This window comes from Tritonibacter horizontis (assembly GCF_001518015.1).
GTDB lineage: Bacteria > Pseudomonadota > Alphaproteobacteria > Rhodobacterales > Rhodobacteraceae > Epibacterium > Epibacterium horizontis.
Map to the genome: position 1 here is coordinate 74,392 of NZ_LPUY01000060.1, position 24,499 is coordinate 98,890.

Here is a 24,499-nt window from a genome sequence, read left to right on the forward strand (position 1 = left end):
AATATAGATCAAGCTAAGTTTCGAGGAGACTGTTCACAGTGGAAAACACGCAGAGGGAAAGCTTCGAAACCATGCTTTCGCCCATCCGCGCAGGCGCGCACATGTTACGAAACCGTATCATCATGGGGTCGATGCACACCCGGCTGGAAAACGAGCCGGACAGCCTGGCCAAACAGATCGCCTTTTACGCGGAACGGGCGCGGGGGGAGGCGGCGATTCTGGTCACTGGCGGGTTTTCGCCAAATGCCGAGGGGGTGTTCGACTCGGAAGGACCGCGCATAGATGACCCGGATGAGGCGCTGCACCTGCGACCAATCTGCGAGGCGGTCCAGGCCGAGGGCAGTCTGATCTGCGCGCAGCTTCTTCATGCCGGGCGCTACGCCAAGATCGAGGGCTGCGTTGCGCCATCACCGATTCGCGCGCCGATCAACCGTTTCATCCCGCGTGAGATGACCGATGCCGACATCCGCCGCACCATTGAGGATTTCGCCAAAGCCGCCGCCAATGCGCAGGCCGCCGGGTTCGACGGCGTCGAGATCATGGGGTCCGAGGGCTATCTGATCAACGAATTCACTGTCACGCATACCAACAAGCGTGAAGACGACTGGGGCGGCAGCGCCGAGAACCGCCACCGCTTTGCAGTCGAGACCGTGCGCGCGGTGCGGGAGCGTTGCGGGCCGGATTTCCTAGTCATCTACCGGATTTCGGCGGCTGATCTGGTCGAGGGCGGCGCGCCCGCCGATGAAATTGCGGCACTGGCGCGCAAGATCGAGGCGGCGGGGGCGGATATTCTGAACACCGGCATCGGTTGGCACGAAGCGCGCGTGCCGACGATTGCTTATCCGGTTCCGCGAGGTGCCTGGCGGCAGGCGGCGGCCAATGTGAAGGCCGCAGTGTCCATTCCTGTGGTCGCCTCGAACCGGATCAACACGCCCGCACTGGCCGAGGACATCCTTGCCTCTGGCGAGGCAGACATGATCTCGATGGCCCGGCCCTTTCTGGCCGACCCGCATTTCGTCAAGAAGGTGCGCGAGGGCCGCGCGGACGAGATCAATACCTGCATCGCCTGCAACCAAGCCTGTCTGGATTTTATCTTTTCCGACCGGCCGGTGAGCTGTCTGGTCAACCCGCGGGCGGGCCGCGAAACCGAATTCCGCGACACGCTGACGGACACTCCCCGGAAGGTGGCGGTTGTCGGCGGCGGTGCTGCGGGCATGGCCACGGCGGCCGAGGCGGCACGGCTGGGCCATGTCGTCACCCTGTTCGAAGCTCATGACAGGCTGGGCGGGCAATTGAACCTGGCGCGTGCGGCGCCGGGCAAGGACGAGTTCGACGAAACCCTGCGCTATTATTCCGGCCAGATGCACAAACACGGCGTCACGCTGCGCCTGGGGCAGCGGGCCGGTCTGGATGATCTGACCGGTTTCGACCACGTGGTGATCGCCACAGGGGTCACGCCGCGCATTCCCGATCTGTCGGGCGTGGACCATCCGAGCGTTGCCACCTATGCCGAGATCCTGTCCGGCGAACGTGCTGCGGGCGACAGTGTCGTGGTGATGGGGGCAGGCGGCATCGGCCATGACGTGGCCGAATTCCTCGTGACCGGATCGGCAGAGGTCCACGACACCAACGCATTCTGCGAGACATGGGGCGTAGACCCGGCATTCGCCGCGCCGGGCGGTCTTGCGGGCGATCCGCTGGCACCGAAACCTTCGCGGCGCAAGGTGATCATGTTTCAGCGAAAAACCTCGAAACCGGGGGCGGGGCTTGGCGTCTCCACAGGCTGGATCCTGCGCAACGCGCTTCGCAAACACGGGGTCGAGGCCATGGGCGGCGTGGTCTATGACCGTATCGACGACGCGGGGCTGCATATCCTCATGGACGGAAAGCCAAAGGTCATCGCCGCCGATACAATCGTGCTGTGCACCGGGCAGGAGCCAGAGCGGGCGCTGGCCGAGGCCCTCGCCGGGCGCGGAGTCACCGTCACGATGATCGGCGGGGCAAAAGAGGCGGCGGAGCTTGACGCGCTGCGCGCCATTGATGAAGGGGTGCGTTTGGCGCAGGGTCTCTGAAAAGGCATGAGGGGAGGATGCGATGCAGCCAGAGGTTTTTCGCGCAGGACGCGCCGATCTGTATTCGATCTTTCGAAGCCGCGCGCAGGACAGTGCCAGGGTTCTTGCCGTCGAGGACGGTCGCAAACGGCAGACCTACGCCGAGTTGCTGGAGCGGGTTGATCGTCTGGCCGCCGTCTTTCTGGCGAGAGGCGTCACGCCCGGAGACAGGATCGCGATCCTGTCGCACAACCGGGCGGAATATCTTGAAACCGAACTGGCCGCTGCGGGGATCGGCGCAATCGTCGCCTGCCTGAACTGGCGGCTTGCGCCGGATGAACTGCGGCATTGCATCGATCTGGTCGAGCCGGTTCTGGCGCTGGTCGAACCCGGCCTGCGCGGCGCGTATCATGCGGTCTCCGCTACCCGATGCATGGAGATCGGGCCGGATCTGGACGCGGCCATCGCTGGGGCCAAACCAGATCCGCGCACCGGAACCCTGGTGGAGGATCCCGAGGCCGGGCTGACAATCCTTTACACATCGGGGACGACAGGCCGACCCAAGGGGGCGCTGATCAGCCACCGCGCCCATATCGCTAGATCCATGGTCTTCGCGGCGCAACTGGCGCTCGATCCCGGCGACGGCTTCATCGCCTGGGCGCCCATGTTTCACATGGCGTCCACCGATCATGCGCTGGCGACGATCTTGCGCGGCGGCACGGTGGTGATGGTGGACGGGTTGCAACCTGCCGTCATCAATGAGGCGCTGTCACGCCACAGGATCGGCTGGTTCGTGATGATGCCGGGCGCGTTGGATGCCTTCATCGCCGAGCGGCGCGCCAACCCGCTGCCGGTGAAAGGGATCAAGGTCTGCGGCGCGATGGCTGATCTGGTACCTCCACATCAGATCGCGGAGTTGACCAGCCTTCTGGACACGCCCTTCCTGAATTCCTTCGGGGCGACCGAAACCGGCTTGCCGCCTGGCACCGCGGGTCTGATCGCGCCCGGTGTCATACCCGAAAAACTGTCCAAACGGATCAGCGCATTCTGCGAGGTCCGGCTGGTTGACCCTGAAGACCGCGACGTTCCCGACGGAACGCCCGGTGAAATGGCGATGCGCGGCCCGACGCTGTTCTCTGGCTACTGGAACGCCAACGCCACCAATGCCCGAGACTTTCGCAACGGGTTCTTTCACATGGGCGATCTGTTCCGGCGCAATCCCGATGGCACGATCGACTTTGTGGACAGGGTGAAATACCTGATCAAGACCGGCGGCGAGAACGTCTATCCGGCGGAAATCGAGCGCGTGCTTCTGGCGCATCCGTCTGTTGTCGAAGCGGCGGTGGTGCGGGCGTTCGACGCGAAATGGGGCGAAGCCCCGGTGGCCTTTGTCGCCTGCGGCAATGACCGACCGGATGCGGATGCGCTGATGAATTTGTGCCGCGAAAGTCTGGCAGGCTACAAACGCCCGCGCGAGCTGCATTTCATCGCATTCGACGATTTCCCCAGATCGACCAGCGGAAAGGTCCAGCGGCATGTCCTCGAAGCCCGGTTGAAGGTCTGACCCTCGTCCGGTGCCCGGCCCCGGTCGTCACCCCGCCACGCCCGTCCGCCCCACCAGCGCCATCAGCGTCGCGGTCATCGTCGCGACCAGCTTTTCCTGTCCTCCCTTGGTGGCATAGGCGCGTGCCTCGCAGATGGTCAGGTTCCTTCCCGGTTTCACCACGTCGGCAACGAAGCGAAACCGTTCGCCGTCCGCCGGGTTGAGCAGGTTGATCTTGAATTCCACCGTCAACACCGCGGCATCGGCGGGCATCAGCGAAAAACCGGCATAGCCGCACGCACTGTCCAGCGCGGTCGATACGATCCCGGCATGAAGAAACCCGTGCTGTTGGGTCAGCGCATCCTCATGCGCCATTTCCAGCACAATGTGACCGGGCGACAGCTCGGCAATGCTGATCCCCAGCGTGTGCATCACCTTCTGGCGGTTGAAACTGTCGCGCACGCGCGCATCGAAATCAGGGTTCTTCGGTTCGAAATTAGGCAAGGTCTGGTCCCGTTTCTTTCGCCATCCCAATCTGGGCGGTTGGTCGCAATTCATGGCGTCCCGCGCCGGAGGAGCTGACGCAGGCCTCTGGTCACTGGACGAAGGCATCCCGATGCTCGGTGACGAATTCTCGAAAGCGGCGGGCGGGGCGTCCGAGCACGTCGCTGACCGTGGCCTCTATGCCCGCGAGATAGCCCTTGGGGGCGATCGAGGCCAGTTCCACCATCGCCGCGGCCACTTCGTCCTGCATCCCCCCGGCGATCATCGTCGCCTTGGAGTCTTCGGCCGACAGCGGCGCGCAGATGACGGATCGTCCGGTCACATCCGAAAGGATTGCCGCGATATCCACGCCGGTCAAGGCCTCGGGGCCGGTCAGGCCATAGGTCTTGCCCTCGTGGCCCGCCCCGGTCAGCGCCTCGGCGGCGACAGCGGCGATGTCACGGGCGTCGATCCAGGCCACGGGCCCGCCCAGATCGTCATGATAGACGCCGGTCTTCGCGACGCTTCCCGCCTGCCAGAGCAGGTTCTGCATGAAATAGGTCGGCTGGACGAACGTCCAGTCAAGCCCGCTCTGCTTCAGCAGCTCCTGGGTTTCGGAGTGCCATTTTCCAAAGGTCAGCCCCGCCTTGGGCGACGCACCCAGCCCGGTGGCCAGAACGACATGGCGCACGCCCGCGGCCTTGGCGGCCTCGATCACGTTCGCCTTCCACTGGCGCATGTCCAGATGGGCAGGCGTGACCAGGTATATCTTTTCTGCCCCGTTACAGGCCCGCGCCAGCGCGGCGGGATCGGTGAAACTCGCGACGACGGCCTCGCATCCCTTTGCCTTCAGAGCGTCCAGACTTGCGGGGTTGCTGGTGACAGCGCGCACCTCGGCGCCTTTCGCCAGAAGCGTGTCGACAAGAGGGGAGCCGGTGTTGCCGGTTGCTCCGAAAACGGTGATCATGTCTTATCCTTTCGCAGGTCTGCAATGGGCCGGATCGTTTCGGGGTTGCTGATCGACGACAGATCGCCCGGATCCTCGCCCAGGAAGGCCGCGCGCACGATCCGGCGCATCGTCTTCATGGTGCGGGTCTTGGGCAATGCCTCGACGAAATGGATCTCGCGCGGGCGGAAGGGTTTCGACACGACCTCGCCCACCCGGTCCTTGAGCCGTTCGACCAGCACGGCATCGGGTGACACACCCGGCGCCGCGACGCAGATGCAGACCACGGCCACCCCTTTGATATCGTCGGGCGCGGCGATGGCGGCGGCGTCCACCACCTCTCCAGTCCCGGTCAGCGCCGCCTCGATCTCGGGCGGGCCGATGCGTTTACCGGCGATGTTAAGCGTGTCGTCCGAGCGGCCGAGGATATACCAGGTGCCGTCAGGGTCGCGGCGCACCCAGTCGCCGTGCCGCCAGATGCCGGGATAGGTGGACCAGTAGGTTTCGAGATACCGCTCGCGGTCGCCCCAGATCGCCGAGGTCAGCCCCAGAGGCGGCTGGGTCACGACCAGTTCGCCCACCTCGCCCGGCGCGGCCTCGTGGCCATCCTCGCACAGTACGCGCGCGCCCACACCCAGGGCCTGGGCCGAAAAGCCGCCCGGCTTGATTTCGTGCAGCACAGTTGAGGTCAGGATCGCGCCGAAAAGCTCGGTCCCGCCGGAAATGTTCAGTGGCACAGCGCGGCGTCGGCAGATATGGTCGAGTTGCCAGAGCCAGGCGTCTTCCGTCCAGGGCTCGCCGGTCGAGGCGACGATGCGCAGGGGTGCCAGGTCATAGGCCGAGAGTGGCTCGGGGCTTTGCGTCATGAATTGCCGCACCAGCGTGGGGGCAACGCCGATGTGGGTCACCTGCATCTCGGACGCAATGCGCAACAGCCTGAAGGGATCGCCGGGGATAGAGGGCGCGCCCTCGGCCAGCACAAGCGTGGCGCCGGACAGCAGCACCGACAGCAGGGTGAGCGGCCCCATCACCCAGCCCATGTCGGTCATCCACAGGTGGCGGTCATCGCGTTTCATGTCGAGGCACAGCAGGATATCCGCCGTTGCCTTGGCCTGCACCCCGAGATGGGTATGCACAACGCCCTTGGGCCGGCCTGTCGTGCCCGAGGTATAGGCGATGAGGAAGGGGTCCTCGGTCTTGACGGCAACCGCTGCGAAATCCGGGTCGGCGGCACCCACGGTTTCGGTCCAGTCGAGATCGCGGGCCGGATCGGCCACCGCGCCGCCGAACCGCCGCAGGCTGAACACGGTATGAACGGAAGGCACCTCGGTCAGGGCTTCGGCCAGCATCGCCTCCATCCAGACCGGCTTGCCCCGTCTGGGTGTGGCATCCGCCGTCAGCACCGCCACCGCACCCGCATCCTTCAGGCGCGAGATGATGGCATGCGGCGCAAAGCCGGAAAACAGCGGCACCGCGACCGCGCCCAACCGGGCAATACCCAGCAGAGCGGCCTCGATTTCGGGGATCATCGGCATGTAGATACCCACCGCCTGACCCGGCTGTACCCCGCGCGCGTCAAGGGCCGAGGCGACGCGGGCGGCTTCGGCGGCAAGTTCGAAATAGGTCCAGCGGCGGCGGCTTCCGTCTTCGCCGACCCAGTCAATCGCAGTTTTTTCGCCAAGACCTTCGTGAATCCGTGCGTCGAGACAGGTTTCCGTCAGATTTAAAGTGGCTCCGATGGCCCATCTGATCGATTCAGGCCCATCGGAGATATCCCGCAACACCGTGTGCGGCTTGCTGAACCGTATGCCGGCATGGTCAATGATCCGGCCCCAGAACCAGTCCGGCTCCTCATTGGCGCGATGGGCGAGATCTTCGTAACTGCCAATGCCGCAGTCATTCAGAAATGCGGTCAGCGTGCTTGACCGCTGAATGTCAGAGTCTGGCTGAAACATTCGCCACCTTTCTACAACGAAAAATGGCCGCACATCAGGCGCGGCCAGTCGGGGAGCTAGCCCTGGACACGGCGTGGCGGCAATACCTTGAGACAGGCATTGCCGCCCACGGTCAACCGTGCATCGACAAGCCGCCGGAAACCGAGATCACCTGGCCGGTGATGAAACCGGCGTCGTCGGACGACAGGAAGCAGATGATGCCAGGATAATCCGTCGGCTGCGCCAGCCGCTTCATCGGAATCGCCCGTTTGAGACCCTCGGCGATCTTCGCACCGGCCTCGCCCTGGGCAAACTGGGCGAACAGCGGAGTATCGGTCGGGCCGGGGGCGACAGCGTTCAACTGAATGCCCTTGCGCGCCAGTTCCCGCGCTACCGTTTTGGTGAACGAGATGATACCGCCCTTGCAAGCCGAATAGACAGCCTCGCCCGAAGACCCGACACGGCCGGCGTCGGAGGCGATGTTGACCACGCGGCCCCCGCCGTTATTGACCATGCCGGGCAACACCGCGTGGTGCATGTTCAGCGGACCATAAAGGTTGATGTCGATGACCTTTTTCCACAGATCCGCATCGCTGTCGAGGAACGACTTGTTCTCGTCCCAGCCGGCGTTGTTCACCAGCACGTTGATCGGGCCACCGACCTCGAACGCGGCCACCGCCTTGTCCACCTGGGCGCGGTCGGTGATGTCCACCTTGTAAGCTTGGGCTTTTCCGCCGGCGCTCTGGATCAGACGGACCGTTTCCTGCGCGCCGCCTTCATTCATGTCGAAGACCGCAACCTCGGCACCTTCTTCGCCGAACCGTTCGCACACCGCGCGCCCGATTCCGCTGCCGCCACCAGTCACGATGACACGTTTTCCATTCAACCCGCGCATATGGATGTCCTCCTCTTCCGCTAACACCTTGGCAAAGAACTTGATTCGAGGCGTTCTTTCGTACATTCTAACGCTTGTTAGATTTATTTCAATGGACATCCTTGTGGACGACAACTATCGAAAGCGGATGATACAACGGCTTGATGTGGTCAATAAAACAGAAGATGAGCTGAGCAAGTCCGAAAGGACGCGCGGGGACATCCTCGCTGCGTCTGCCCGACTTTTTCGGCACGATGGCTATTACGCGACGACGATGCGCGACATCGCCCATGAATCCGGCATAGAAGCCGGAAGCATCTACTATTATTTCCAGTCCAAGGACCAGATTTTGAGCGAGGTTCTCGAACTTGGTGTGCGGCAGCTTTACGAGAAGGTATGCGAAATCGTCCACGCGGCGAAACAACGCCCCGAGGATTTTCGCAAGACCTTCGCTTTGCTTATCGAAACCCACCTGACCTATCTCCTGACCGACAGCGACTTCACTTCCGCCAATATCCGGAACTATCCGATGCTGTCGGATGAAGCGCGCGCCCCGCATCGAGATTTGCGGGCCTCCTATGCCGGGGTCTGGAGCAGCTTTCTGAAGGACGCCAAAGACTCTGGCCGGCTCAGAAACGACATTTCCGTTACGGCGATCCGGCAGTTCATATTGGGCGCCATGAACTGGACCGTCGAATGGTATAATGTGGATCGGTATCCGGTGCATATCCTGTCGGAACGTATGAGCAAACTGATACTTGACGGCATGTGTCCCAGTCACCGAACTGACACAGACGGCCAGAAGACGGGCGGCGAAGCCGCTTCTGTTGAAGAGCAAGACACCATCGGCAAGGCCGCAAAAACCCGCGCCGAAATCCTGGGGGCTGCGGCGCGCGTTCTTAGAGACAAAGGGTACAAGGCGACCACGCTAAGACAGATCGCGGATGAAGCGGATATGAAGGCGGGCAGCGTCTATTACCATTTCAAATCCAAAGACGCGATCGTGGACGAGGTTCTGAACGCCGGCTTGAGCGATTTGCTATCTGGGGTCACCGCAGCAGTCCAAGAATTTCACGCGCCATATGACCATCATGCTAGGATCGCAACCGCGATCTGGACGCACTTGCATTTTCTCTTCAAGGCAAGCGTATTCACGTCTGCAAACATCAGAAGCTATGGGATGCTTCCCATGCATTTCAGGGAGCGTCACGGGGGAATTCGTCATGAGTACGGAAAACTCTGGGACAGGATCCTCCGCGAAGCGCAGGAAGACGACGCCATAAGATCTGACATCAAGATTGTCCCTCTGCGCCAGGTGATGTTGGGCGCCTTGAACTGGACGGTGGAATGGTTTGATCCCAACAAGGAGGGAAGCTCGGGGTATCTTTCATTGTCTGAGTTCTCTGGCATGCTCATCAAGCTGCTTCTTGAAGGGATCTGCGACAGGGAGAATGTCGCGCGAGCCTGATGAGCGCAGCCATTGCGATCAAACCAGAAGGAAGTGGTACAGCCCTTCCGCAACCGCCTTTTCTCGGTCGGTCTGCCATGTGATCACGCTGACGCTCGCCATCCGCTTGCCCTTGCGGGTCAATTTAGCGCGGGCATAAAGCGGACCCTTCACACCAGGGCGGAGGTAATCGACGGTCAGATTGATCGGCTTGACCGGGACGTCCGCGAAATCGGGATGAACTGCGATAGCGGCGGTCGCTTCCATGAAGCTCGCGATGATCCCGCCATGGTAGTACTCCATGACCGGGTTACCGATAAGGCGGTCATCAAAGGTCATTTCCGCCTCGGCATGGAGACTGTCCAAGCTTCGGATCTCAAAATTGAGAAATCGGAAGAACGGCACCCGGGATACGTTGGCATTGGCTGATAGCACATCCATCACGAGGCTTTTCCTTTTGTCATCGCGTCAAACAGGCTGGTGTTGCCGCGCGTCAATGCAAACGAGGCGGTTCCACGGGCTATTTCAGCGGCCTCATGACCCTCGAACCAGACGTTGCCGGAATTGAAGGCGATATGGCGGGTTTCCCGAAAACAATGCGCGCGAACGATGACGTCCGCGCGCGATCGAGCGGGCCGCAGGTAATCAACCCTAAGGTCAAGAGTGGCAATGGTGCTGACGCCCTCGATTGCCACAAAGTTTGCAAGACCGAACACACTGTCCAGCAGAGCCGTCAGGATGCCACCATGAAGCCGCGTTTGATCCGCGTCGACGCAAAACTCCGGATTGAACGGCATCCGAACTCGAACGCCTTCGGTCGAGACCTCTTCGATCTGGAGTGCCATATGCTTTATCAGACCCTTGCCGCGCGCATTCCACATCTGCGCGATCTGCTCCATCTTCCTCTTGGTGATATCGGACATGTGATCTTCCTTTAGCGACCCGTGAAATTCGGTTTTCGTTTTTCGATAAAGGCAGCGACCGCCTCGTGGTGGTCTTCAGTCTGATGCATGAGCGCTTGATAGGCCGCCGCGGAATTCAGGAAATCTGGTAGATCCATCCGTTCGGCATTGCGCATCAGACGCTTTGCGATCCGCACCGCGCGCGGCGGCTTCGATGCGATGACGGCGGCGCGTTCGCGGGTGCGGTCCATCAATTTCTCATGCGGCACGACCTCCAGCACCATTCCCATTTCCAGGGCCTCGGCGGCATCGATCATGCGGCCCGAGAAGGTCAGATCGGCAGCTTTCTGATGGCCCAGACGGCGCAGCATGAACCAGCTGCCCGCATCGCCCGGAATGATTCCGAGGTTCAAAAAGACTTCGCCGAACCGCGCCTTGTCCGAGGCGACGCGCATGTCGCACATCATCGTCAGGTCGCATCCCGCGCCGACCGCCGCGCCGTTGACCGCGGCGATGGTAGGAACGTCGAGATTGTAGAGCGCCAGAGGCAGCCGCTGCACCCCATCGACATAGCTCTGCGCCGCCGCAAGCGGTTCCTTGCGAAAGATGCTGTCGGGATCGTTCATCTCCTTGATGTCGCCGCCGGCGCAGAAGGCCGGATCGGCACCGGTCAGGATCATGACGCTGACCTGCGGGTCGGCCTGCACTTTTGCAAACGCGTCCAGAAGCGCGGCGATCATGTCGTTTCCGGTGATCGGGTTGCGACGTTCCGGATCGTTCAGCGTGACCGTGGCTATCCTGTCGGAAATTTCCAGAACGACGGGGGGGTTACTCATTTTTTCCATCTCCTCGTTCGCGTTTCTCGAACATGTCAGGGTTTATCATGTCACGGGCATCGTGACCCATGTGCAGGGTTTCCCCGCCGTCTACATAGATGTCTTCGCCGGTCATGAAATTCCCCAATTTGGATGCGAGGAAAATGATCGTCCCGGCGATGTCCTCCGCCGCGCCCATCCGGTTCAGGACCGAGCGGTTGAGCTGTTTCCAGCGCTCCGGCGGAATGGGATAGCGGCCAAGCGCCTCTGTCTTGATCGTTCCCGGCGCGACGCAGTTCAGACGGATCCCGTATTCGCCCCATTCGGCGGCCAAGGTCTTCATCATGCCCGTCACGCCGGCGCGCGCGGCGACGGTATGGGTGAACCCGGTGAGCGCGGTGCGCGCTGAAATCGCAGTCACGAAGACGATGGAGCCGCCGTTTTCATACATGAAATGATCGGCCACGGCGCGTGTCATCTGCCACGATCCTATCAGGTTGTTGCGGATCACAGCCTCGAAGCCCTTGTTGGTGATGTCGCGCGCGGCTGCGATATACTGGCCGCCCGCGTTGTTCACCAGAACATCAAGCCGCCCGTAATGGTCCTTGATGCGCCCCATCGCTATTTCGATACTATCCGCGTCACGGGTGTCGCCTGGCACGACAAAGGCCTCGCCACCCGCCGCGCGGATCATCTCGGCGGTCTCCTCCAGCGGCTCTTCGCGGCGCGAGAACAGGGCCAGCCTGGCCCCGCAGGAGGCCATTTCCAGCGCCGTGGCCCGGCCCATCCCCGAGCCGGATCCGGTGACCAGAGCCACCTGGCCCGCCATGAGATCCGGCGCGTAACGCCGTGCTTTTTCTTCGCTCATGTTCTGCCCCCTCAGTTTTTAAGCAGTTCGCCGGCGATGATCAGCTTGCGCACCTCCTGGGTGCCCGCGCCGACCTCCAGCACACGTCCGGTGCGGTAGAGGCGGTTCACTTCGGTATCACGCATGTAGCCCGACCCCCCGTGGATCTGCACCGCCTTGTCCAGCACGAAGGACGTCGCCGCGGCGGTCTTGAAGATCGCCGCAGCGGTCAGCTTGTGAATTTCGCCGCGCCCGCCTTCGCCCTCTTCCAGCCCCTCGCACATGGCGGCCGTCTTCAGCGACAGGCTGCGCGCCGCCTCGATCTGGGTATACATGTCGGCCAGCATCGCCTGCACCATCTGGAAACTGGCGATCGGTTTGCCGAACTGCTGGCGCGTCTTGGCGTAATCGATGGAAATATCCAGCGCCCGCTGCGCAATCCCCAGGGCATTGAAGCAGACGATGGCGCGCTCCAGATCCAGCCCCGACATTGTCACCGCAACGCCGCCGTCCAGCTTGCCGACCATGTTCTTCGCGGGCACCCGGCAATCCTCGAACACCAGCTCACCCGTGGGCGAGCCGCGAAAACCCATCTTGTTGAGCTTCTGCGCCACCTTGAAGCCGGGCGTGTCAGTTTCGACGATGAAGGCGGAAATGCCCTTGGCGCCCTTTTCGGGCGAGGTCTTGGCATAGACCAGCACCAAGTCGGCAATCGGCCCGTTGGTGATATATATCTTGGTGCCATTCAGGATATAGTCATCGCCATCCTTCTTCGCCGTGGTCCGCATCGAGCCGAGCGCATCCGACCCGGCGCCCGGTTCGGTCAGGCCAAGCGCGCCCACCAGCGTGCCGTTGCACAGGCCGGGCAGATACTTGCGGCGCAGATCGTCATTGGCGTTTCGGTAGATGTTGTTGACGCACAGGTTGTCATGCGCGACATGGGTCAACCCGATGGCCGCCGAGGCGCGCGACAGCTGTTCGGTGATGATGCAGGCCGAGGTGAAGTCGAGCCCCGCGCCGCCGAATTCCGGCGGTACGTTGAGGCCGAGATAGCCCATCTCTCCCAGCTTGGGAAAGACCGAAGGCGGCAGGTCGTCGGTGTCGTCCATTTCCGCGTTCAGGTGGTGGAACTCGGAAAAGAAGAACTTTCCGGCCTGATCGGCCAATGCCTGCTGTTCGTCCGTCATGAAATGTGTCGGAAGATTGATGTCGTTGCGCATTTGCTTGTTCATGGTCTCGTCCCCCTCAGGCGCGCAAAAGTTCTTCGGCGATGATGATCTTGCGCACTTCGCTGGTGCCCGCGCCGATCTCCAGCAGCTTGTTGGCGCGGAACAGCCGGTTGATCTCGGTGTCCTGCATGTAGCCCGAGCCGCCGTGGATGTGGCAGGCTTCGGTGACAGCCTTGTTAAAGGCCTCGCCTGCGTAAAGGCAGGCGGCCGCGGTCAGCTTGTGGATCTCGCCGCGACCCCCAGCACCCTTCGGCAAGCCGACACAGGCCGCCAGGGCACGATAACTGAAGGCGCGAGCGGTTTCGACCTCGGTGTAGATCTCGGCCAGTTTCGACTGCATCATCTGGAAGCTGGCGATCGGCTTGCCGAATTGTTCGCGCATCTTCGCGTATTCCAGACCCAGTTCAAGCGCACGTTCGGCCATGCCGACGCAGACCGAAGCGACCATCGCGCGTTCCAGATCAAGCCCGCTCATCACCACTGCAACGCCAGAGTTTTCGACCCCCAACATGGCTGATGCCGGAACGCGGCAATCCTCGAACACCAGCTCGCCCGTAGGTGAGCCGCGAAAACCCATCTTGTCCAGTTTCTGCGCCACCTTGAACCCGGGATTGTCGGTTTCGATGATGAAGGCCGAAATGCCCTTGGCGCCTTTGGATTTATCGGTCTTGGCATAGAGCAGGATCACATCGGCAATGGGACCGTTGGTGATGTAGATCTTCGAGCCGTTGATGACATAGTCGTCGCCGTCGCGCCGGGCGGTGGTGGCCATGGAGCCAAGCGCATCGGATCCCGCGCCGGGCTCGGTCAGCCCCAGCCCGCCGATCAGATCGCCCGAACACAACCCCGGCACATATTTTTTCACCTGCGCTTCGGAGCCGTTGCGCAGCAGGTTGTTCAGGCACAGGTTGTCATGTGCGCCATGCGACAGGCCGACGGCGGGGTTCCACTTCGAAATCACCTCAGACACCAACGCCTGGGTAAACTCGTTCTGGCCCGATCCGCCCAAAGCCTCCGGGGCCGTGATCCCCAGAAGACCAAGTTCGCCCATCTGCTTGAAAAGATCGTCAGGCCACCAATCCTCTTGGTCCATGCGTGCCTGTAGCGGGTGAAGCACCTCGCGCGACACCCGATCCACATGATCGACGATCTGGCGCTGCTCATCGGTCAGCGAATAATTCGCCCTGATGGCCGCCAGATCAGCCATGGCAAGTTCATTCTGACTGGTCATACTTTTTCCTCCCGAACAAAATGTCATCTACAGCGTTGACCAAAATCAAACACATGTTAGAAAATAGTTCAAGGCAAGCTTTTCGCGACCTGACGTTGCGGGCAAGTTCGGCCAGAAAACGGGGGATATCTTGGAAATGGTGGAGAATGTCGTTCGTTCGCAGTCGCGGGGGTATGAGGTGCGCATCACGATCTGCCGCCCTGACAGTCGAAATGCCCTGAACCGCGAAGTGGCAGAGGGTCTGATTGCCGCAATTCTGGCGGCCGAGGCCGACGCGGAATGCCGGGTGATCGTCCTGACCGGCGAGGGCGAGCGTGCCTTCTGCGCTGGCGGCGACATCAAGGCGGGTGCCGAAGGTGGCCCATTTGTTCAGGACCCGGCCTATCCGGACCATTTCGCCGGGCAATTGTTCGAAACCATACAAGCCTGCCGAAAGCCAACCATCGCGCGCATCAACGGTGTGGCCATGGGCGCGGGCGCGGGCATCATCTGTGCCTGCGATCTGGCCGTGATGGTCGATCATGCCCGAATCGGAACGCCTGAAGTGAAGGTGGGTCTGTTTCCGATGACTATCGTTCCGCCGATGATCCGCATGTTACCCCGGCGCAGATTGATGGAGATGTTCATCACCGGCGTTCCTCTGACCGCCGAGGAGTCCTTGCGCTATGATCTGGTCAACCATGTGACAGATACTGCCGGGCTGGATGACAAGGTTGCGGAGTTGGTCGCGCAGATTGCCGCGCAGTCGCCTACCGCGATCCGGCTGGGAAAATACGCCTGCCACGCGATGGAAGACATGACCTATGCGCAGCAGATGCGCTTTGCCGAAACCCTGTTGCCACGAGTTGCGCAGACAGAAGATGCGCGCGAGGGCTTTGCCGCCTTCATTGCGAAACGCAAACCTGAATGGACAGGCCGCTGATCAAGCGGAGAGGAGAAGCACATGTCGGATCGAAAACTGCGTATCGGATGCGCATCGGGATTCTGGGGCGATACGCCTGAAGCGATCGGTCAGCTGGTCTCCAAAGGCGAGATCGACTATCTGGTGTTCGACTATCTGGCCGAGGTGACGATGTCGCTGATGGCGCGAGCCCGCGCCAAGTCGCCCGATGCGGGTTATGCGCCGGATTTCGTCAAGGCGCTGGCACCCTGGTTGCCGGAAATCAAGGCCAAGGGGATGAAGGTCGTTGCCAATGCCGGGGGTGTGAACCCGCGTGGCTGCCGCGATGCGCTGGCTAAAGTCGCCGCCGAGGCCGGGATAGATGTGTCCATCGGTGTTGTGCTGGGCGATGATTTGTCGGCGCGGGCCGACGATATCCGCGCCGGTGGTCAGACGGAGATGTTCTCGGGCGTCGCGTTTCCAGACGATATCTGGAGCATGAACGCCTATCTGGGCGCCCGTCCCATCGCGGCGGCGCTGGATGCCGGAGCCGACATCGTGATCACAGGGCGCTGTGCAGACAGCGCAGTGGCGCTCGGCCCGCTGATGCATGAATTTGGCTGGGGCGACGATGATTGGGACAAGCTCAGCCAGGGATCGTTGGCGGGCCATTTGATCGAGTGCGGCCCCCAGGGGACCGGTGGCAACTTCACCGACTGGCAGGACGTACCGGGCTGGGACGACATGGGGATGCCCATCGTCGAAGTGTCGGAAGACGGCAGTTTTGTCATGACCAAAACACCAGAGACGGGCGGGCTGGTTGTGCCGGGTTCGGTCGGTGAACAGATGCTCTATGAAATCGGCGATCCGCGCGCCTACCTGCTGCCCGACGTGATCTGCGACTGGTCGCAGGTCACGCTGGACCAGGTCGGGCCGGATCGGGTGTTGGTCAAAGGCGGCAAGGGTCTCGGGCGTACCGGCAGCTACAAGGTGTCGGCGACCCATGCCGATGGCTGGCGCGCGGTTTCCTCCCTGACCTTGGCGGCCATCAACGCGCCGGCCAAGGGCAAGCGCGTGGCCGAGGCCATCGTTACCCGTTGCCGCCGGATCTTCCGTGAAAGAAACCTGTCCGATTTCCGGCAGGTCAGCGTCGAAGTGCTGGGGGCAGAGGCGGCTTACGGCGCCAACGCGCGGGCGCAGACCCGCGAGGTGGTGATCAAGATCGGCGTGACGCACGACGACCGCGCCGCGCTCAACATCTTCGCCGGCGAGATCGCACCGATGGCCATCTCGACCGCGCAGGGGCTGACCGGGTTCTTTGCCGGGCGGCCCAAGGTGCAGCCGGTGGTACGCCTGTTCTCGTTCCTGCAGGACAAGGCCGACACCCCCGTCGCAGTCGAGGTCGACGGCCAGGATGTTCCCGTCACCGTGGCCACCAGGCCAGTCCACCTCGATCCGCCTGCCGCACCGCCCGCAGAGAGCCGCGAGCCCGGTCCAGACGCGGTCAAGGTGCGCCTCGTCGATCTGGCCTGGGGACGGTCGGGCGACAAGGGGGATATCGCCAATATCGGTATCCTGGCGCGCAAGCCAGACTACCTACCTTTTATCCGGTCGGCTCTCAGCGAAGAGGTGGTAAAAGACTACTTCTCCCATGTCTGCGAAGGCAAGGTCGAGCGGTTCGACCTGCCAGGAAGCCATTCGCTGAATTTCCTGCTGCATGAATCGCTGGGCGGGGGCGGCATCGCCTCGGTCCGCATCGATCCGCAAGGCAAGGGGTTTGCCCAGATGCTGCTGGATATCGATATTCCGGTGCCGGCCGACCTGGTCGCGCGCGACGGGCTGAACACCCCGGACCCGAACGAGAGGGTAATACCATGACTATTTCAAAACTCCTGGTCGCCAATCGGGGTGAAATCGCGGCGCGTGTGGTGCGCACCGCCAAGGCCCGCGGCCTTGCGACGGCTGTGTTGCGCCACGTCGCCGAACAAGAGGGGCCTGCCCATCTGATCGCGGATGAGGTCGTGATGATCGACGGCCCGACCCCGGTCGCTGCGTACCTCGACATTCCGCAGATCGTCGCGGCCGCAAGAAAGATCGGCGCTGATGCGGTGCATCCCGGCTACGGCTTTCTGTCGGAGAATGCCGGTTTCGTCGCGACGCTGGAAGCGACCGGTGTGACATTTGTCGGCCCGACCTCCGAGACCATCGACCTGATGGGCGACAAGGTCCGCGCGCGCGCCTTTGTCGAGGCGCGCGGCTTTCCGGTTGCCCCTTCGGCGATCGAGGATGACGATCCGGCGAGTTTTGTCGAACGCGCCCGCACCCTGGGCTATCCGCTGCTGATCAAGCCTTCGGCGGGGGGCGGCGGCAAGGGCATGCGCATCGTGCGCGAGGACAGCACGTTGGAAACCGAGATCGAAACCGCCCGCCGCGAAGGCCAGCGGTATTTCGGCGACGGTCGTCTCTTCGTCGAACGCTATATCGAACGTCCGCGCCATATCGAGGTGCAGGTGATGGGCGACGGGCAGGGCAACGTGGTCCATTTCTGGGAGCGCGAATGCTCGATCCAGCGCCGGTTCCAGAAGATCATCGAGGAAACGCCCTCGCCCGCGCTTTCGCCCGAACAACGGGACGAGATCTGCGAAACCGCCGCCGGAATTGCGCGCGCCGTCAACTATCGGGGTGCCGGAACCGTCGAGTTCATCTATGCGCAGGACGGGGCCTTCTACTTTCTCGAAATGAACACCCGCCTTCAGGTCGAACATCCGGTGACCGAGATGGTCACGGGCTTCGATCTGGTCGCCGAGCAGTTGCGTATCGCGGCGGGCGAGGGGCTGAGCGCGGCGCAGGCCGATATTCCGCAGACCGGCCATTCGATTGAGCTGCGCATCTGTGCCGAGGACGCGACGGCCGATTTCCGCCCCGCGATCGGGGATATCCTGCTGCTGGACGAACCCCACGGTGAGGGTATCCGTGTGGACAGTGGCATTCTGGACGGCGGCAAGGTCACGACCGATTTCGACCCGATGTTGTCAAAGCTGATCGTGCATGGCCCGGATCGCGCACAGGCCATCGCCCGTGCCCGGAACGCGGTGCAAAACTATGTGATTCTCGGGGTGACGACCAACACCGGATACCTGGATGCGATCCTTGCACATCCAGATTTTGCCTCGGGTGACGTTTCAACCGGGTTTTTAGCCGAACAGGCGGATGTGCTGACCGCACCGGGCGAGGATGTTTCCACCCTGCTTATGGCGGCGGCGGCCCTGTCTGATCAACGGCTGGTGACTGACGTGATGCAGATACCCGAAATGCACCGCAAGATGGGCGGGTGGAGAAACTGATGCGCAGAATATTCATGATCGCCGGCCATGAGGCCGAATGCTGGCTGACCCATGATGGCAGCCGCTTTGTCCTGAACATGCCAGATGGCGCGGTTCCCTGCCAACTGGTCCCGGCTGGCGCGCCGGGCGCTTATGTGCTGCGGACCGGGGGGCGGGCGCATGAGTTGCGGCTGGCGGTCGGGCCGGAATCTACCTTCATACATTTGAACGGGCGCACCTTCGAGGTTGGGAGGGTCGATCCCGACGACCGGCTTGGCGGCAGGGAGGGCACCGCAGGGGGTGATCGACTGTTGGCGCCGATGCCGGGAGTCGTTGTTTCGGTGGCGGTCAAGCCCGGAGACGCCGTTACAGAAGGCCAGCCGCTTCTGGTCATCGAAAGCATGAAGCTTGAAACCACCCTGACCGCGCCGCGCGACGGTGTGGTTGCCGAAATGCCTTTTACCGCGGGTGACAGTTTCGGCCTAAAGGCCGTCCTTGCCCAACTGACCCCGCAGGAGGAGTGACAATGCGCCGGATCGAAAGCCACATCGACACCAATGCCGCCGACTACAAGGCCAATTTTGCCGCCATGTCCGAACGGCTGAAGGAGTTTCACGCTCGCCAGCACGCGGCGCGTTTCGAGCGGCCCCAACGGGACATCGACCGCTTGGCACGCCAGAACAAACTGGGCGTGCGCGAGCGGTTGAAGCTGCTGCTCGATCCGGGCACGCCGTTTCTTGAATTCTCGACGCTGGCCGCCTGCCGCGAATATGATGGCGCCGTGCCCGGTGCCGCCGTGGTGACCGGCATCGGCATCGTGCAGGGCCGCGAGGTGGCCATCCACGCCAACGATGCGAGCGTCAAGGGTGGTGCCTGGTATCCGCATACCGTCAAAAAGATCGTGCGGCTTCTGGATGTCGCGCTTGAGAACCATTTGCCGGTCGTCCATATCTGCGATAGCGCCGGAGGCTTCCTGCCGCTGCAACACGGCGTGTTTCCCGACCGCTATCTGGGCGGGCGGGTGTTTCGCAACCAGGTCAAGCTGAGCCAGGCCAATATCCCGCAGATTGCCATCGTTGGCGGGCATTGCACCGCGGGCGGCGCCTATGTGCCGACGCTGAGCGATTACAACATCATCATCGAGGGCACCGGGGCGATCTTTCTGGGCGGTCCGCCACTGGTCAAGGCGGCCACCGGCGAAGAGGTCGGCGTGCAGGAACTTGGCGGCGCGGTGATGCACACCTCTGTCTCGGGGACGGGCGATTATCGCGCCGCCACAGAACAGCACGCCTTTGCACTGGCGCGCGAGATTGTCAGCCAGTGGAAGCGCATGCCAAAAACCATCATCGAAACGGCGGCCTTCGAAGACCCCTATTACGATCCCAAGGAACTTTACGGGATCATCCCCAAGGACCGGAAGACCCAGTTCGACATGCGCGAGGTTCTTGCCCGAATCGTGGACGGTTCGCGCTTTCACGAATATCAGCCCGATTACGGCACCACGATGGTCTGTGGTTTTGCCCATATCTGGGGTTTCAAAGTGGGGATCCTCGCCAATAACGGGGTGCTGTTCAACGACAGCTCGCTGAAGGCCGCGCATTTCATGCAGCTATGCAACCAGAACCGTACGCCACTGGTCTTTTTTCAGAACATCACCGGCTACATGGTCGGCCGCGAATACGAGGAACGCGGCATCGCCAAGGACGGCGCCAAGATGCTGATGGCGCAGGGCGGCTCGGTCGTGCCCAAGTTCACCGTGATTGCCAATGCGTCCTACGGGGCCGGCAATTACGGCATGTGCGGGCGGGCCTGGGATGCGCGCACGCTGTTCATGTGGCCGCAGGCGGAAATCGGCGTAATGGGGGCGGATCAGGCCGCCAACACCATGGCCGACGTCAAGATCCGGCAGCTTGAACGCGAAGGCAAGCAACTGACCGAAGTGGAAATCGCCGCGATCCGCGACCCGGTGCTGGAGAAGTTCCGGCGCGATGTCGAGGCCTATACCTCGACCTCGGAATTGTGGGATGACGGCATTCTCGACCCGGCGGACACGCGCAACGCGCTCGGCATGTCGATCTCGGCTGCGCTGAACGCGCCGATCGACGATCCGCATTACGGGATATTCCGGCTGTGACGGCTTGAAGGGCAGGGCGGCACACTGGATTACGGAGTTGCCGTCCCGCGTCAAGGCGATGCCAACGGGGGCTTTTGAGGCACGCGGGAACCCTGACCTGTCCGGTTTGCCGGACAGGTCAGGATGGCTTCTGCCGCGCCTCCTGAATGGATACGACGTCGGAGGCGGCCATATGCGGCCTGTCGGTCTCTACCGCCTTCAGCGGCTCGACGGGCTTCAATCCGGCCAGACAGTCGCGCGCGAGTTGCTGATACTCGGCAGTTCCGCGTGTTTTCCAAGCGACTTCCTTCTCGGTGACGTCGCGGATTACCCTTGCCGGCGATCCGACCACCATCGAGCGCGGTGGAACTATCGTTTCGCCCCGCACGAACGCCTGCGCGCCGACGATTGATTCCGCACCAAGCTCTACGCCATCCATGATGACGGCATTCATCCCGACCAGGGCGTTCCGACCCACTGTGCAACCGTGCAGGATCGCGCCGTGGCCGATATGACCGTCGGATTCAACGATCGCGTCGCGACCGGGAAAGGAATGGATGATACAATTGTCCTGCACATTGGCCCCGTCGCCAATCACGATCCTGCCGAAGTCGCCCCGCAGGCTAGCTCCGGGTCCAATATAGCATCCATGACCCAGGATGACATTTCCGATCAGAACCGCCTGAGGATGGACATATGTATCCTCGGGCACAACGGGCACGAACCCTTTGAATTCGTAACAATACGCCATTATCTCTCCTTTTGGTGGGTTGGGTACCACTGGTTACCGGAACCAGACGTCAGACGTTTATCGACAGTCATGCCGGGATCCGAACGCCTGAATGGTGCTGGCTTGCGGAACGCGCGGTCAAGAAAATCAGTCATGTGTTGGCAAATGACGCAGGCTCCCTACATCACGGTTTAGCTATGTTGACAGTTATCAAGGCTAAGCGCTAAAATCAAACATGTGTTAGAAATTGATATGGCTTACCGTTCACAATAGCCAGACCAAGCATGGGAGAGAGAGAAATGAAAGACAAAGCCTATGTCGTCGGCGTCGGGATGGTCCCATTTCAGAAGCCAGGAAAATCCGAAAGCTATGATGTGATGGCTGCTGCGGCCACCCGTGCCGCGCTTGCCGATGCGGGGCTGGATTATGACAAGGTTCAGCAGGCCTATGTGGGATATGTCTATGGTGACAGCACCAGCGGCCAGCGGGCTTTGTATCACGTCGGCATGACCGGGATACCGGTTCTGAATGTGAACAACAACTGCTCGACCGGTTCGTCGGCCCTGTTCCTGGCCCGTCAGGCAGTTGAAAGCGGTGCGGTGGAATGTGCTCTGGCGCTTGGCTTCGAGCAGATGCAGCCTGGCGCAATCGTCGCTATGTTCCACGATCGGGTCAGCCCCTTCACGTCCTTCGACGCCGAGACCGACGTGCTGGTGGGCAACACGGAGATTCCGCTGGCGCTGCGCTATTTCGGCGGCGCGGGCAAAGCGCATATGGAAGAGTTCGGCACTACGCTGGAAACCTTCGCGAAAATCCGCGCCAAAGCCAGTCGGCATGCGTCCAGGAACCCGGTGGCGCTGTTCCGGCAGGAAGTGACGCCGGAAGAAGTGATGGCGGCACAGGTCGTCTGGCCCGGCGTCATGACAAAGCTGATGGCTTGCCCACCGACCTGTGGCGCGGCTGCGGCAATCGTGTGCTCCAAGGCCTTCGCCGACAAGCACGGTCTAGACAGCTCGGTGCGCATTGCCGCTCAGGCCATGACGACGGACGGCCCGGAAACCTTCGGCGCGCATGACATGCGCGAGGTCGTCGGCTATTCGATGGCCAAACGCGCCGCCGATCAGGTCTATGAGGCGGCGGGCATCGGCCCTCAGGATGTGGACGTGGTCGAACTGCATGACTGTTTCGCCCATAACGAGCTGATCACCTACGAGGCGCTTGGGCTTTGCCGCCGCGGTGATGCGGCAAAATTCGTCGATGACGGCGACAACACCTATGGCGGCAAATTCGTGACCAATCCGTCGGGCGGGCTGTTGTCCAAGGGGCATCCGCTGGGGGCGACCGGCCTGGCGCAATGCACCGAACTGGTTCAGCAGTTGCGCGGGCAGGCAGATGCAAGGCAGGTGGAAGGCGCGCGGCTGGCGCTCCAGCATAATCTGGGTCTTGGCGGGGCTTGTGTGACCACGCTTTATGAAAAAGCGTGACAGCACCAATCGGGAGGAGAAAACATGACTGGAAAACTTGACGGGCGCGTTGCGCTGGTTTCCGGTTCGGGCCGGGGTATCGGTCGCGAGATCGCGCTCAAGCTGGCCTCGGAAGGGGCGCGCGTGGTGGTCAACGATCTGGATGCCGACCCGGCCAATGAGACCGCCGAGGCCATTCGTGCGGTTGGCGGCGAGGCCGTGGTCTGCGCCGGCAGCGTGACAGAAGACGGTTTCGCCGAACGTTTCATCAAGACGGGCGTGGACAGTTTTGGCGGGCTGGACATCATCGTGAACAATGCCGGCTATACTTGGGACAGCGTCGTTCAGAAGATGACCGACGAACAGTGGCAGGCGATCATCGACGTTCACCTGACTGCGCCCTTCAGGATTCTGCGCGCCGCCCAGCCGGTGATCAGCGCCAAGGCCAAAGAAGAGGCTGCTGCAGGGCAGGAAGTGTTCCGCAAGGTGGTGAATATCTCATCCATCGCGGGGACAGGCGGTAATGCCGGCCAGATCAACTACGCCGCCGCCAAGGCCGGTATTCTGGGTGTCACCCGGACGATGGCCAAGGAATGGGGCCGTTACAAGGTCAACGTCAACGCGGTGGCCTTTGGCCCGATCCGCACGCGGCTGACCGAAGGCAGCGCCGCGGGCGACAGCACAATCAAGGTGGAAGACCGCGAAATCAAGGTCGGCGTGAACCCCGATCTTCTGTCCCAGATGGAACGCATGATTCCGCTGGGCCGGGTCGGCACCCCGCAAGAGGCCGCTGGCGCGGTCTATTTGTTCTGTACGCCCGAATCGAACTTCATTTCGGGTCAGCACATCATTTGCGGCGGCGGATTCACGATCTGACCCACGCCAGCCAAACCACGTATTCGGGCCTTGGCTGGCGACCGGCATTTCCGGCGGCCGTATGACGATTGCCCGGACGGGATTCGCCACAAATTCCAATCCAACACTTTCGGGAGGATTGACTCATCGGCACCAATTACCTAACAGGTGTTAGTTAGGCAATATACCGTAAAGAGACCCCATGGCGAATACCACAGCGCGCAAGCTCAACGAGATCCCCCGGAGCGCGGTCGGGCGTGATGGCGTGCTGGATGTTGCGGCGCGGCTCTTCCGCGAACAGGGCTATGGGTCCGTGTCGCTCAGAAAGATCGCCGAGGCCGCAGGGATCAAGGCGGGCAGCATATATTACCATTTCGGCTCCAAGGACGAGATCATCGCGGCCGTTCTGGATACAGGTATTCGGGCCGTTCACGAGGGAATGAGCCAAGCCGTTTCCGCCTTGCCCGAGGGCACCGGCGCCGAGGCGATCCTGCGGGCAGCGATCGGGGCGCATCTGCGCGCGCTTCTGGACGTCAGCGATTATTCCTCGGCCAATGTGCGCATTTTCGGGCAGGTGCCGCAATCCGTCCGCGATGCCAATCTGCACGCGCGCCGGGCCTATGAGGCCGAATGGGACAACCTGTTGTCCCGGCTTCAGGCAGACGGCGCGCTGAAACGCGACGTGGACATCCGCCGCCTGCGCCTGATGTTGATCGGCGCGCTGAACGCCACGCTGGAATGGTTCGATCCGCACCGCGGCAGCGCAGAGGCGCTGTCACGCACCTATGCCGATGTGTTCCTCAACGGAATACTTGAAAGACAGGAGACCTGAC

The 24,499-nt window shown here is 62.0% G+C and carries 22 protein-coding genes; 11 read left to right on the top strand and 11 right to left on the bottom strand.

Features of this window, described 5'->3' with window-relative positions; genetic code table 11:
- The first annotated feature begins 71 nt into the window (after positions 1-71).
- On the top strand, positions 72-2,072 hold the full coding sequence (locus TRIHO_RS10210; RefSeq protein WP_068242850.1) for an NADPH-dependent 2,4-dienoyl-CoA reductase: 2,001 nt from the start codon (positions 72-74) through the stop codon (positions 2,070-2,072).
- A 22-nt stretch (positions 2,073-2,094) separates the two neighbouring features.
- The gene (locus TRIHO_RS10215) at positions 2,095-3,615 is read left to right on the top strand and encodes a class I adenylate-forming enzyme family protein (protein WP_068242774.1); all 1,521 of its coding nucleotides are present in this window, start codon (positions 2,095-2,097) and stop codon (positions 3,613-3,615) included.
- A 27-nt stretch (positions 3,616-3,642) separates the two neighbouring features.
- On the opposite strand, the gene TRIHO_RS10220 is transcribed toward TRIHO_RS10215, so the two are convergent.
- From TRIHO_RS10220 to TRIHO_RS10235, 4 genes are all read right to left on the bottom strand, one after another.
- Positions 3,643-4,098 (bottom strand): PaaI family thioesterase, encoded by a 456-nt coding sequence (locus TRIHO_RS10220; RefSeq protein ID WP_106406181.1) that lies wholly within the window; start codon positions 4,096-4,098, stop codon positions 3,643-3,645.
- A gap of 91 nt (positions 4,099-4,189) precedes the next feature.
- Positions 4,190-5,044 carry an SDR family oxidoreductase gene (locus TRIHO_RS10225; RefSeq protein WP_068242780.1) on the bottom strand — a complete coding sequence of 285 codons (855 nt, stop codon included), beginning with the start codon at positions 5,042-5,044 and terminating at the stop codon, positions 4,190-4,192.
- Positions 5,041-6,978: an AMP-binding protein gene (locus TRIHO_RS10230; protein WP_068242783.1), complete on the bottom strand. Its 1,938-nt coding sequence runs from the start codon at positions 6,976-6,978 to the stop codon at positions 5,041-5,043. Before TRIHO_RS10230 ends, TRIHO_RS10225 begins: the two co-directional genes overlap by 4 nt.
- A gap of 112 nt (positions 6,979-7,090) precedes the next feature.
- A complete protein-coding gene (locus TRIHO_RS10235; protein ID WP_332307218.1) occupies positions 7,091-7,918 on the bottom strand; it encodes a glucose 1-dehydrogenase in 828 nt (275 codons plus the stop codon).
- 37 nt (positions 7,919-7,955) lie between these two features.
- On the opposite strand from TRIHO_RS10235, the gene TRIHO_RS10240 reads away from it, so the two are divergent.
- Positions 7,956-9,299, top strand: coding sequence for a TetR/AcrR family transcriptional regulator (locus TRIHO_RS10240; RefSeq protein ID WP_232367764.1), 1,344 nt, complete (start codon positions 7,956-7,958; stop codon positions 9,297-9,299).
- An 18-nt stretch (positions 9,300-9,317) separates the two neighbouring features.
- Here TRIHO_RS10240 and TRIHO_RS10245 read toward each other — a convergent pair whose 3' ends face one another.
- Genes TRIHO_RS10245 through TRIHO_RS10270 form a run of 6 tightly spaced genes read right to left on the bottom strand, consistent with a single transcriptional unit; the run spans position 9,318 to position 14,302 of the window.
- Positions 9,318-9,719: a PaaI family thioesterase gene (locus TRIHO_RS10245; protein ID WP_068242786.1), complete on the bottom strand. Its 402-nt coding sequence runs from the start codon at positions 9,717-9,719 to the stop codon at positions 9,318-9,320.
- Positions 9,719-10,201: a PaaI family thioesterase gene (locus TRIHO_RS10250; protein WP_068242789.1), complete on the bottom strand. Its 483-nt coding sequence runs from the start codon at positions 10,199-10,201 to the stop codon at positions 9,719-9,721. Before TRIHO_RS10250 ends, TRIHO_RS10245 begins: the two co-directional genes overlap by 1 nt.
- Positions 10,202-10,212: 11 nt before the next feature.
- The gene (locus TRIHO_RS10255) at positions 10,213-11,016 is read right to left on the bottom strand and encodes an enoyl-CoA hydratase-related protein (RefSeq protein WP_047998029.1); all 804 of its coding nucleotides are present in this window, start codon (positions 11,014-11,016) and stop codon (positions 10,213-10,215) included.
- Positions 11,009-11,863 carry an SDR family NAD(P)-dependent oxidoreductase gene (locus tag TRIHO_RS10260; protein WP_068242792.1) on the bottom strand — a complete coding sequence of 285 codons (855 nt, stop codon included), beginning with the start codon at positions 11,861-11,863 and terminating at the stop codon, positions 11,009-11,011. Before TRIHO_RS10260 ends, TRIHO_RS10255 begins: the two co-directional genes overlap by 8 nt.
- An 11-nt stretch (positions 11,864-11,874) precedes the next feature.
- Positions 11,875-13,074 (bottom strand): acyl-CoA dehydrogenase family protein, encoded by a 1,200-nt coding sequence (locus TRIHO_RS10265; protein WP_068242795.1) that lies wholly within the window; start codon positions 13,072-13,074, stop codon positions 11,875-11,877.
- Positions 13,075-13,087: 13 nt separating this feature from the next.
- Positions 13,088-14,302, bottom strand: coding sequence for an acyl-CoA dehydrogenase family protein (locus tag TRIHO_RS10270; protein ID WP_068242798.1), 1,215 nt, complete (start codon positions 14,300-14,302; stop codon positions 13,088-13,090).
- A gap of 136 nt (positions 14,303-14,438) precedes the next feature.
- On the opposite strand from TRIHO_RS10270, the gene TRIHO_RS10275 reads away from it, so the two are divergent.
- Genes TRIHO_RS10275 through TRIHO_RS10295 form a run of 5 tightly spaced genes read left to right on the top strand, consistent with a single transcriptional unit; the run spans position 14,439 to position 20,639 of the window.
- Entirely contained in the window at positions 14,439-15,224 is a 786-nt protein-coding gene (locus TRIHO_RS10275) for an enoyl-CoA hydratase-related protein (RefSeq protein ID WP_047998025.1), read from the top strand.
- A 21-nt stretch (positions 15,225-15,245) separates the two neighbouring features.
- Positions 15,246-17,060 (top strand): acyclic terpene utilization AtuA family protein, encoded by a 1,815-nt coding sequence (locus tag TRIHO_RS10280; RefSeq protein ID WP_068242801.1) that lies wholly within the window; start codon positions 15,246-15,248, stop codon positions 17,058-17,060.
- Complete coding sequence (locus tag TRIHO_RS10285; RefSeq protein ID WP_068242803.1) at positions 17,057-18,526, top strand: acetyl-CoA carboxylase biotin carboxylase subunit; 1,470 nt, start codon at positions 17,057-17,059, stop codon at positions 18,524-18,526. Before TRIHO_RS10280 ends, TRIHO_RS10285 begins: the two co-directional genes overlap by 4 nt.
- Complete coding sequence (locus tag TRIHO_RS10290) at positions 18,526-19,029, top strand: biotin/lipoyl-containing protein (RefSeq protein WP_232367765.1); 504 nt, start codon at positions 18,526-18,528, stop codon at positions 19,027-19,029. The genes TRIHO_RS10285 and TRIHO_RS10290 overlap by 1 nt, the downstream gene beginning before the upstream one ends.
- A gap of 2 nt (positions 19,030-19,031) precedes the next feature.
- On the top strand, positions 19,032-20,639 hold the full coding sequence (locus TRIHO_RS10295; protein ID WP_068242809.1) for an acyl-CoA carboxylase subunit beta: 1,608 nt from the start codon (positions 19,032-19,034) through the stop codon (positions 20,637-20,639).
- 118 nt (positions 20,640-20,757) lie between these two features.
- On the opposite strand, the gene TRIHO_RS10300 is transcribed toward TRIHO_RS10295, so the two are convergent.
- The gene (locus TRIHO_RS10300; RefSeq protein ID WP_047998020.1) at positions 20,758-21,369 is read right to left on the bottom strand and encodes an acyltransferase; all 612 of its coding nucleotides are present in this window, start codon (positions 21,367-21,369) and stop codon (positions 20,758-20,760) included.
- A 278-nt stretch (positions 21,370-21,647) separates the two neighbouring features.
- On the opposite strand from TRIHO_RS10300, the gene TRIHO_RS10305 reads away from it, so the two are divergent.
- From TRIHO_RS10305 to TRIHO_RS10315, 3 genes are all read left to right on the top strand, one after another.
- Positions 21,648-22,832: a lipid-transfer protein gene (locus TRIHO_RS10305; RefSeq protein ID WP_068242812.1), complete on the top strand. Its 1,185-nt coding sequence runs from the start codon at positions 21,648-21,650 to the stop codon at positions 22,830-22,832.
- A 24-nt stretch (positions 22,833-22,856) separates the two neighbouring features.
- Positions 22,857-23,687 carry an SDR family NAD(P)-dependent oxidoreductase gene (locus TRIHO_RS10310; protein WP_068242814.1) on the top strand — a complete coding sequence of 277 codons (831 nt, stop codon included), beginning with the start codon at positions 22,857-22,859 and terminating at the stop codon, positions 23,685-23,687.
- A 181-nt stretch (positions 23,688-23,868) separates the two neighbouring features.
- A complete protein-coding gene (locus tag TRIHO_RS10315) occupies positions 23,869-24,498 on the top strand; it encodes a TetR/AcrR family transcriptional regulator (RefSeq protein ID WP_068242817.1) in 630 nt (209 codons plus the stop codon).
- The last annotated feature ends 1 nt before the right edge of the window (position 24,499 follow it).

Excerpts from the sequence above, each read along its gene's own strand:
- TRIHO_RS10210 (WP_068242850.1), top strand. The coding sequence starts at position 72 with ATGCTTTCGCCCATCCGCGCAGGCGCGCACATGTTACGAAACCGTATC.
- TRIHO_RS10215 (WP_068242774.1), top strand. The coding sequence starts at position 2,095 with ATGCAGCCAGAGGTTTTTCGCGCAGGACGCGCCGATCTGTATTCGATC.
- TRIHO_RS10225 (WP_068242780.1), bottom strand. The coding sequence starts at position 5,044 with ATGATCACCGTTTTCGGAGCAACCGGCAACACCGGCTCCCCTCTTGTC.
- TRIHO_RS10230 (WP_068242783.1), bottom strand. The coding sequence starts at position 6,978 with ATGTTTCAGCCAGACTCTGACATTCAGCGGTCAAGCACGCTGACCGCA.
- TRIHO_RS10235 (WP_332307218.1), bottom strand. The coding sequence starts at position 7,918 with ATGTACGAAAGAACGCCTCGAATCAAGTTCTTTGCCAAGGTGTTAGCG.
- TRIHO_RS10245 (WP_068242786.1), bottom strand. The coding sequence starts at position 9,719 with ATGGATGTGCTATCAGCCAATGCCAACGTATCCCGGGTGCCGTTCTTC.
- TRIHO_RS10250 (WP_068242789.1), bottom strand. The coding sequence starts at position 10,201 with ATGTCCGATATCACCAAGAGGAAGATGGAGCAGATCGCGCAGATGTGG.
- TRIHO_RS10255 (WP_047998029.1), bottom strand. The coding sequence starts at position 11,016 with ATGAGTAACCCCCCCGTCGTTCTGGAAATTTCCGACAGGATAGCCACG.
- TRIHO_RS10260 (WP_068242792.1), bottom strand. The coding sequence starts at position 11,863 with ATGAGCGAAGAAAAAGCACGGCGTTACGCGCCGGATCTCATGGCGGGC.
- TRIHO_RS10265 (WP_068242795.1), bottom strand. The coding sequence starts at position 13,074 with ATGAACAAGCAAATGCGCAACGACATCAATCTTCCGACACATTTCATG.
- TRIHO_RS10270 (WP_068242798.1), bottom strand. The coding sequence starts at position 14,302 with ATGACCAGTCAGAATGAACTTGCCATGGCTGATCTGGCGGCCATCAGG.
- TRIHO_RS10275 (WP_047998025.1), top strand. The coding sequence starts at position 14,439 with ATGGTGGAGAATGTCGTTCGTTCGCAGTCGCGGGGGTATGAGGTGCGC.
- TRIHO_RS10280 (WP_068242801.1), top strand. The coding sequence starts at position 15,246 with ATGTCGGATCGAAAACTGCGTATCGGATGCGCATCGGGATTCTGGGGC.
- TRIHO_RS10285 (WP_068242803.1), top strand. The coding sequence starts at position 17,057 with ATGACTATTTCAAAACTCCTGGTCGCCAATCGGGGTGAAATCGCGGCG.
- TRIHO_RS10290 (WP_232367765.1), top strand. The coding sequence starts at position 18,526 with ATGCGCAGAATATTCATGATCGCCGGCCATGAGGCCGAATGCTGGCTG.
- TRIHO_RS10295 (WP_068242809.1), top strand. The coding sequence starts at position 19,032 with ATGCGCCGGATCGAAAGCCACATCGACACCAATGCCGCCGACTACAAG.
- TRIHO_RS10300 (WP_047998020.1), bottom strand. The coding sequence starts at position 21,369 with ATGGCGTATTGTTACGAATTCAAAGGGTTCGTGCCCGTTGTGCCCGAG.
- TRIHO_RS10305 (WP_068242812.1), top strand. The coding sequence starts at position 21,648 with ATGAAAGACAAAGCCTATGTCGTCGGCGTCGGGATGGTCCCATTTCAG.
- TRIHO_RS10310 (WP_068242814.1), top strand. The coding sequence starts at position 22,857 with ATGACTGGAAAACTTGACGGGCGCGTTGCGCTGGTTTCCGGTTCGGGC.
- TRIHO_RS10315 (WP_068242817.1), top strand. The coding sequence starts at position 23,869 with ATGGCGAATACCACAGCGCGCAAGCTCAACGAGATCCCCCGGAGCGCG.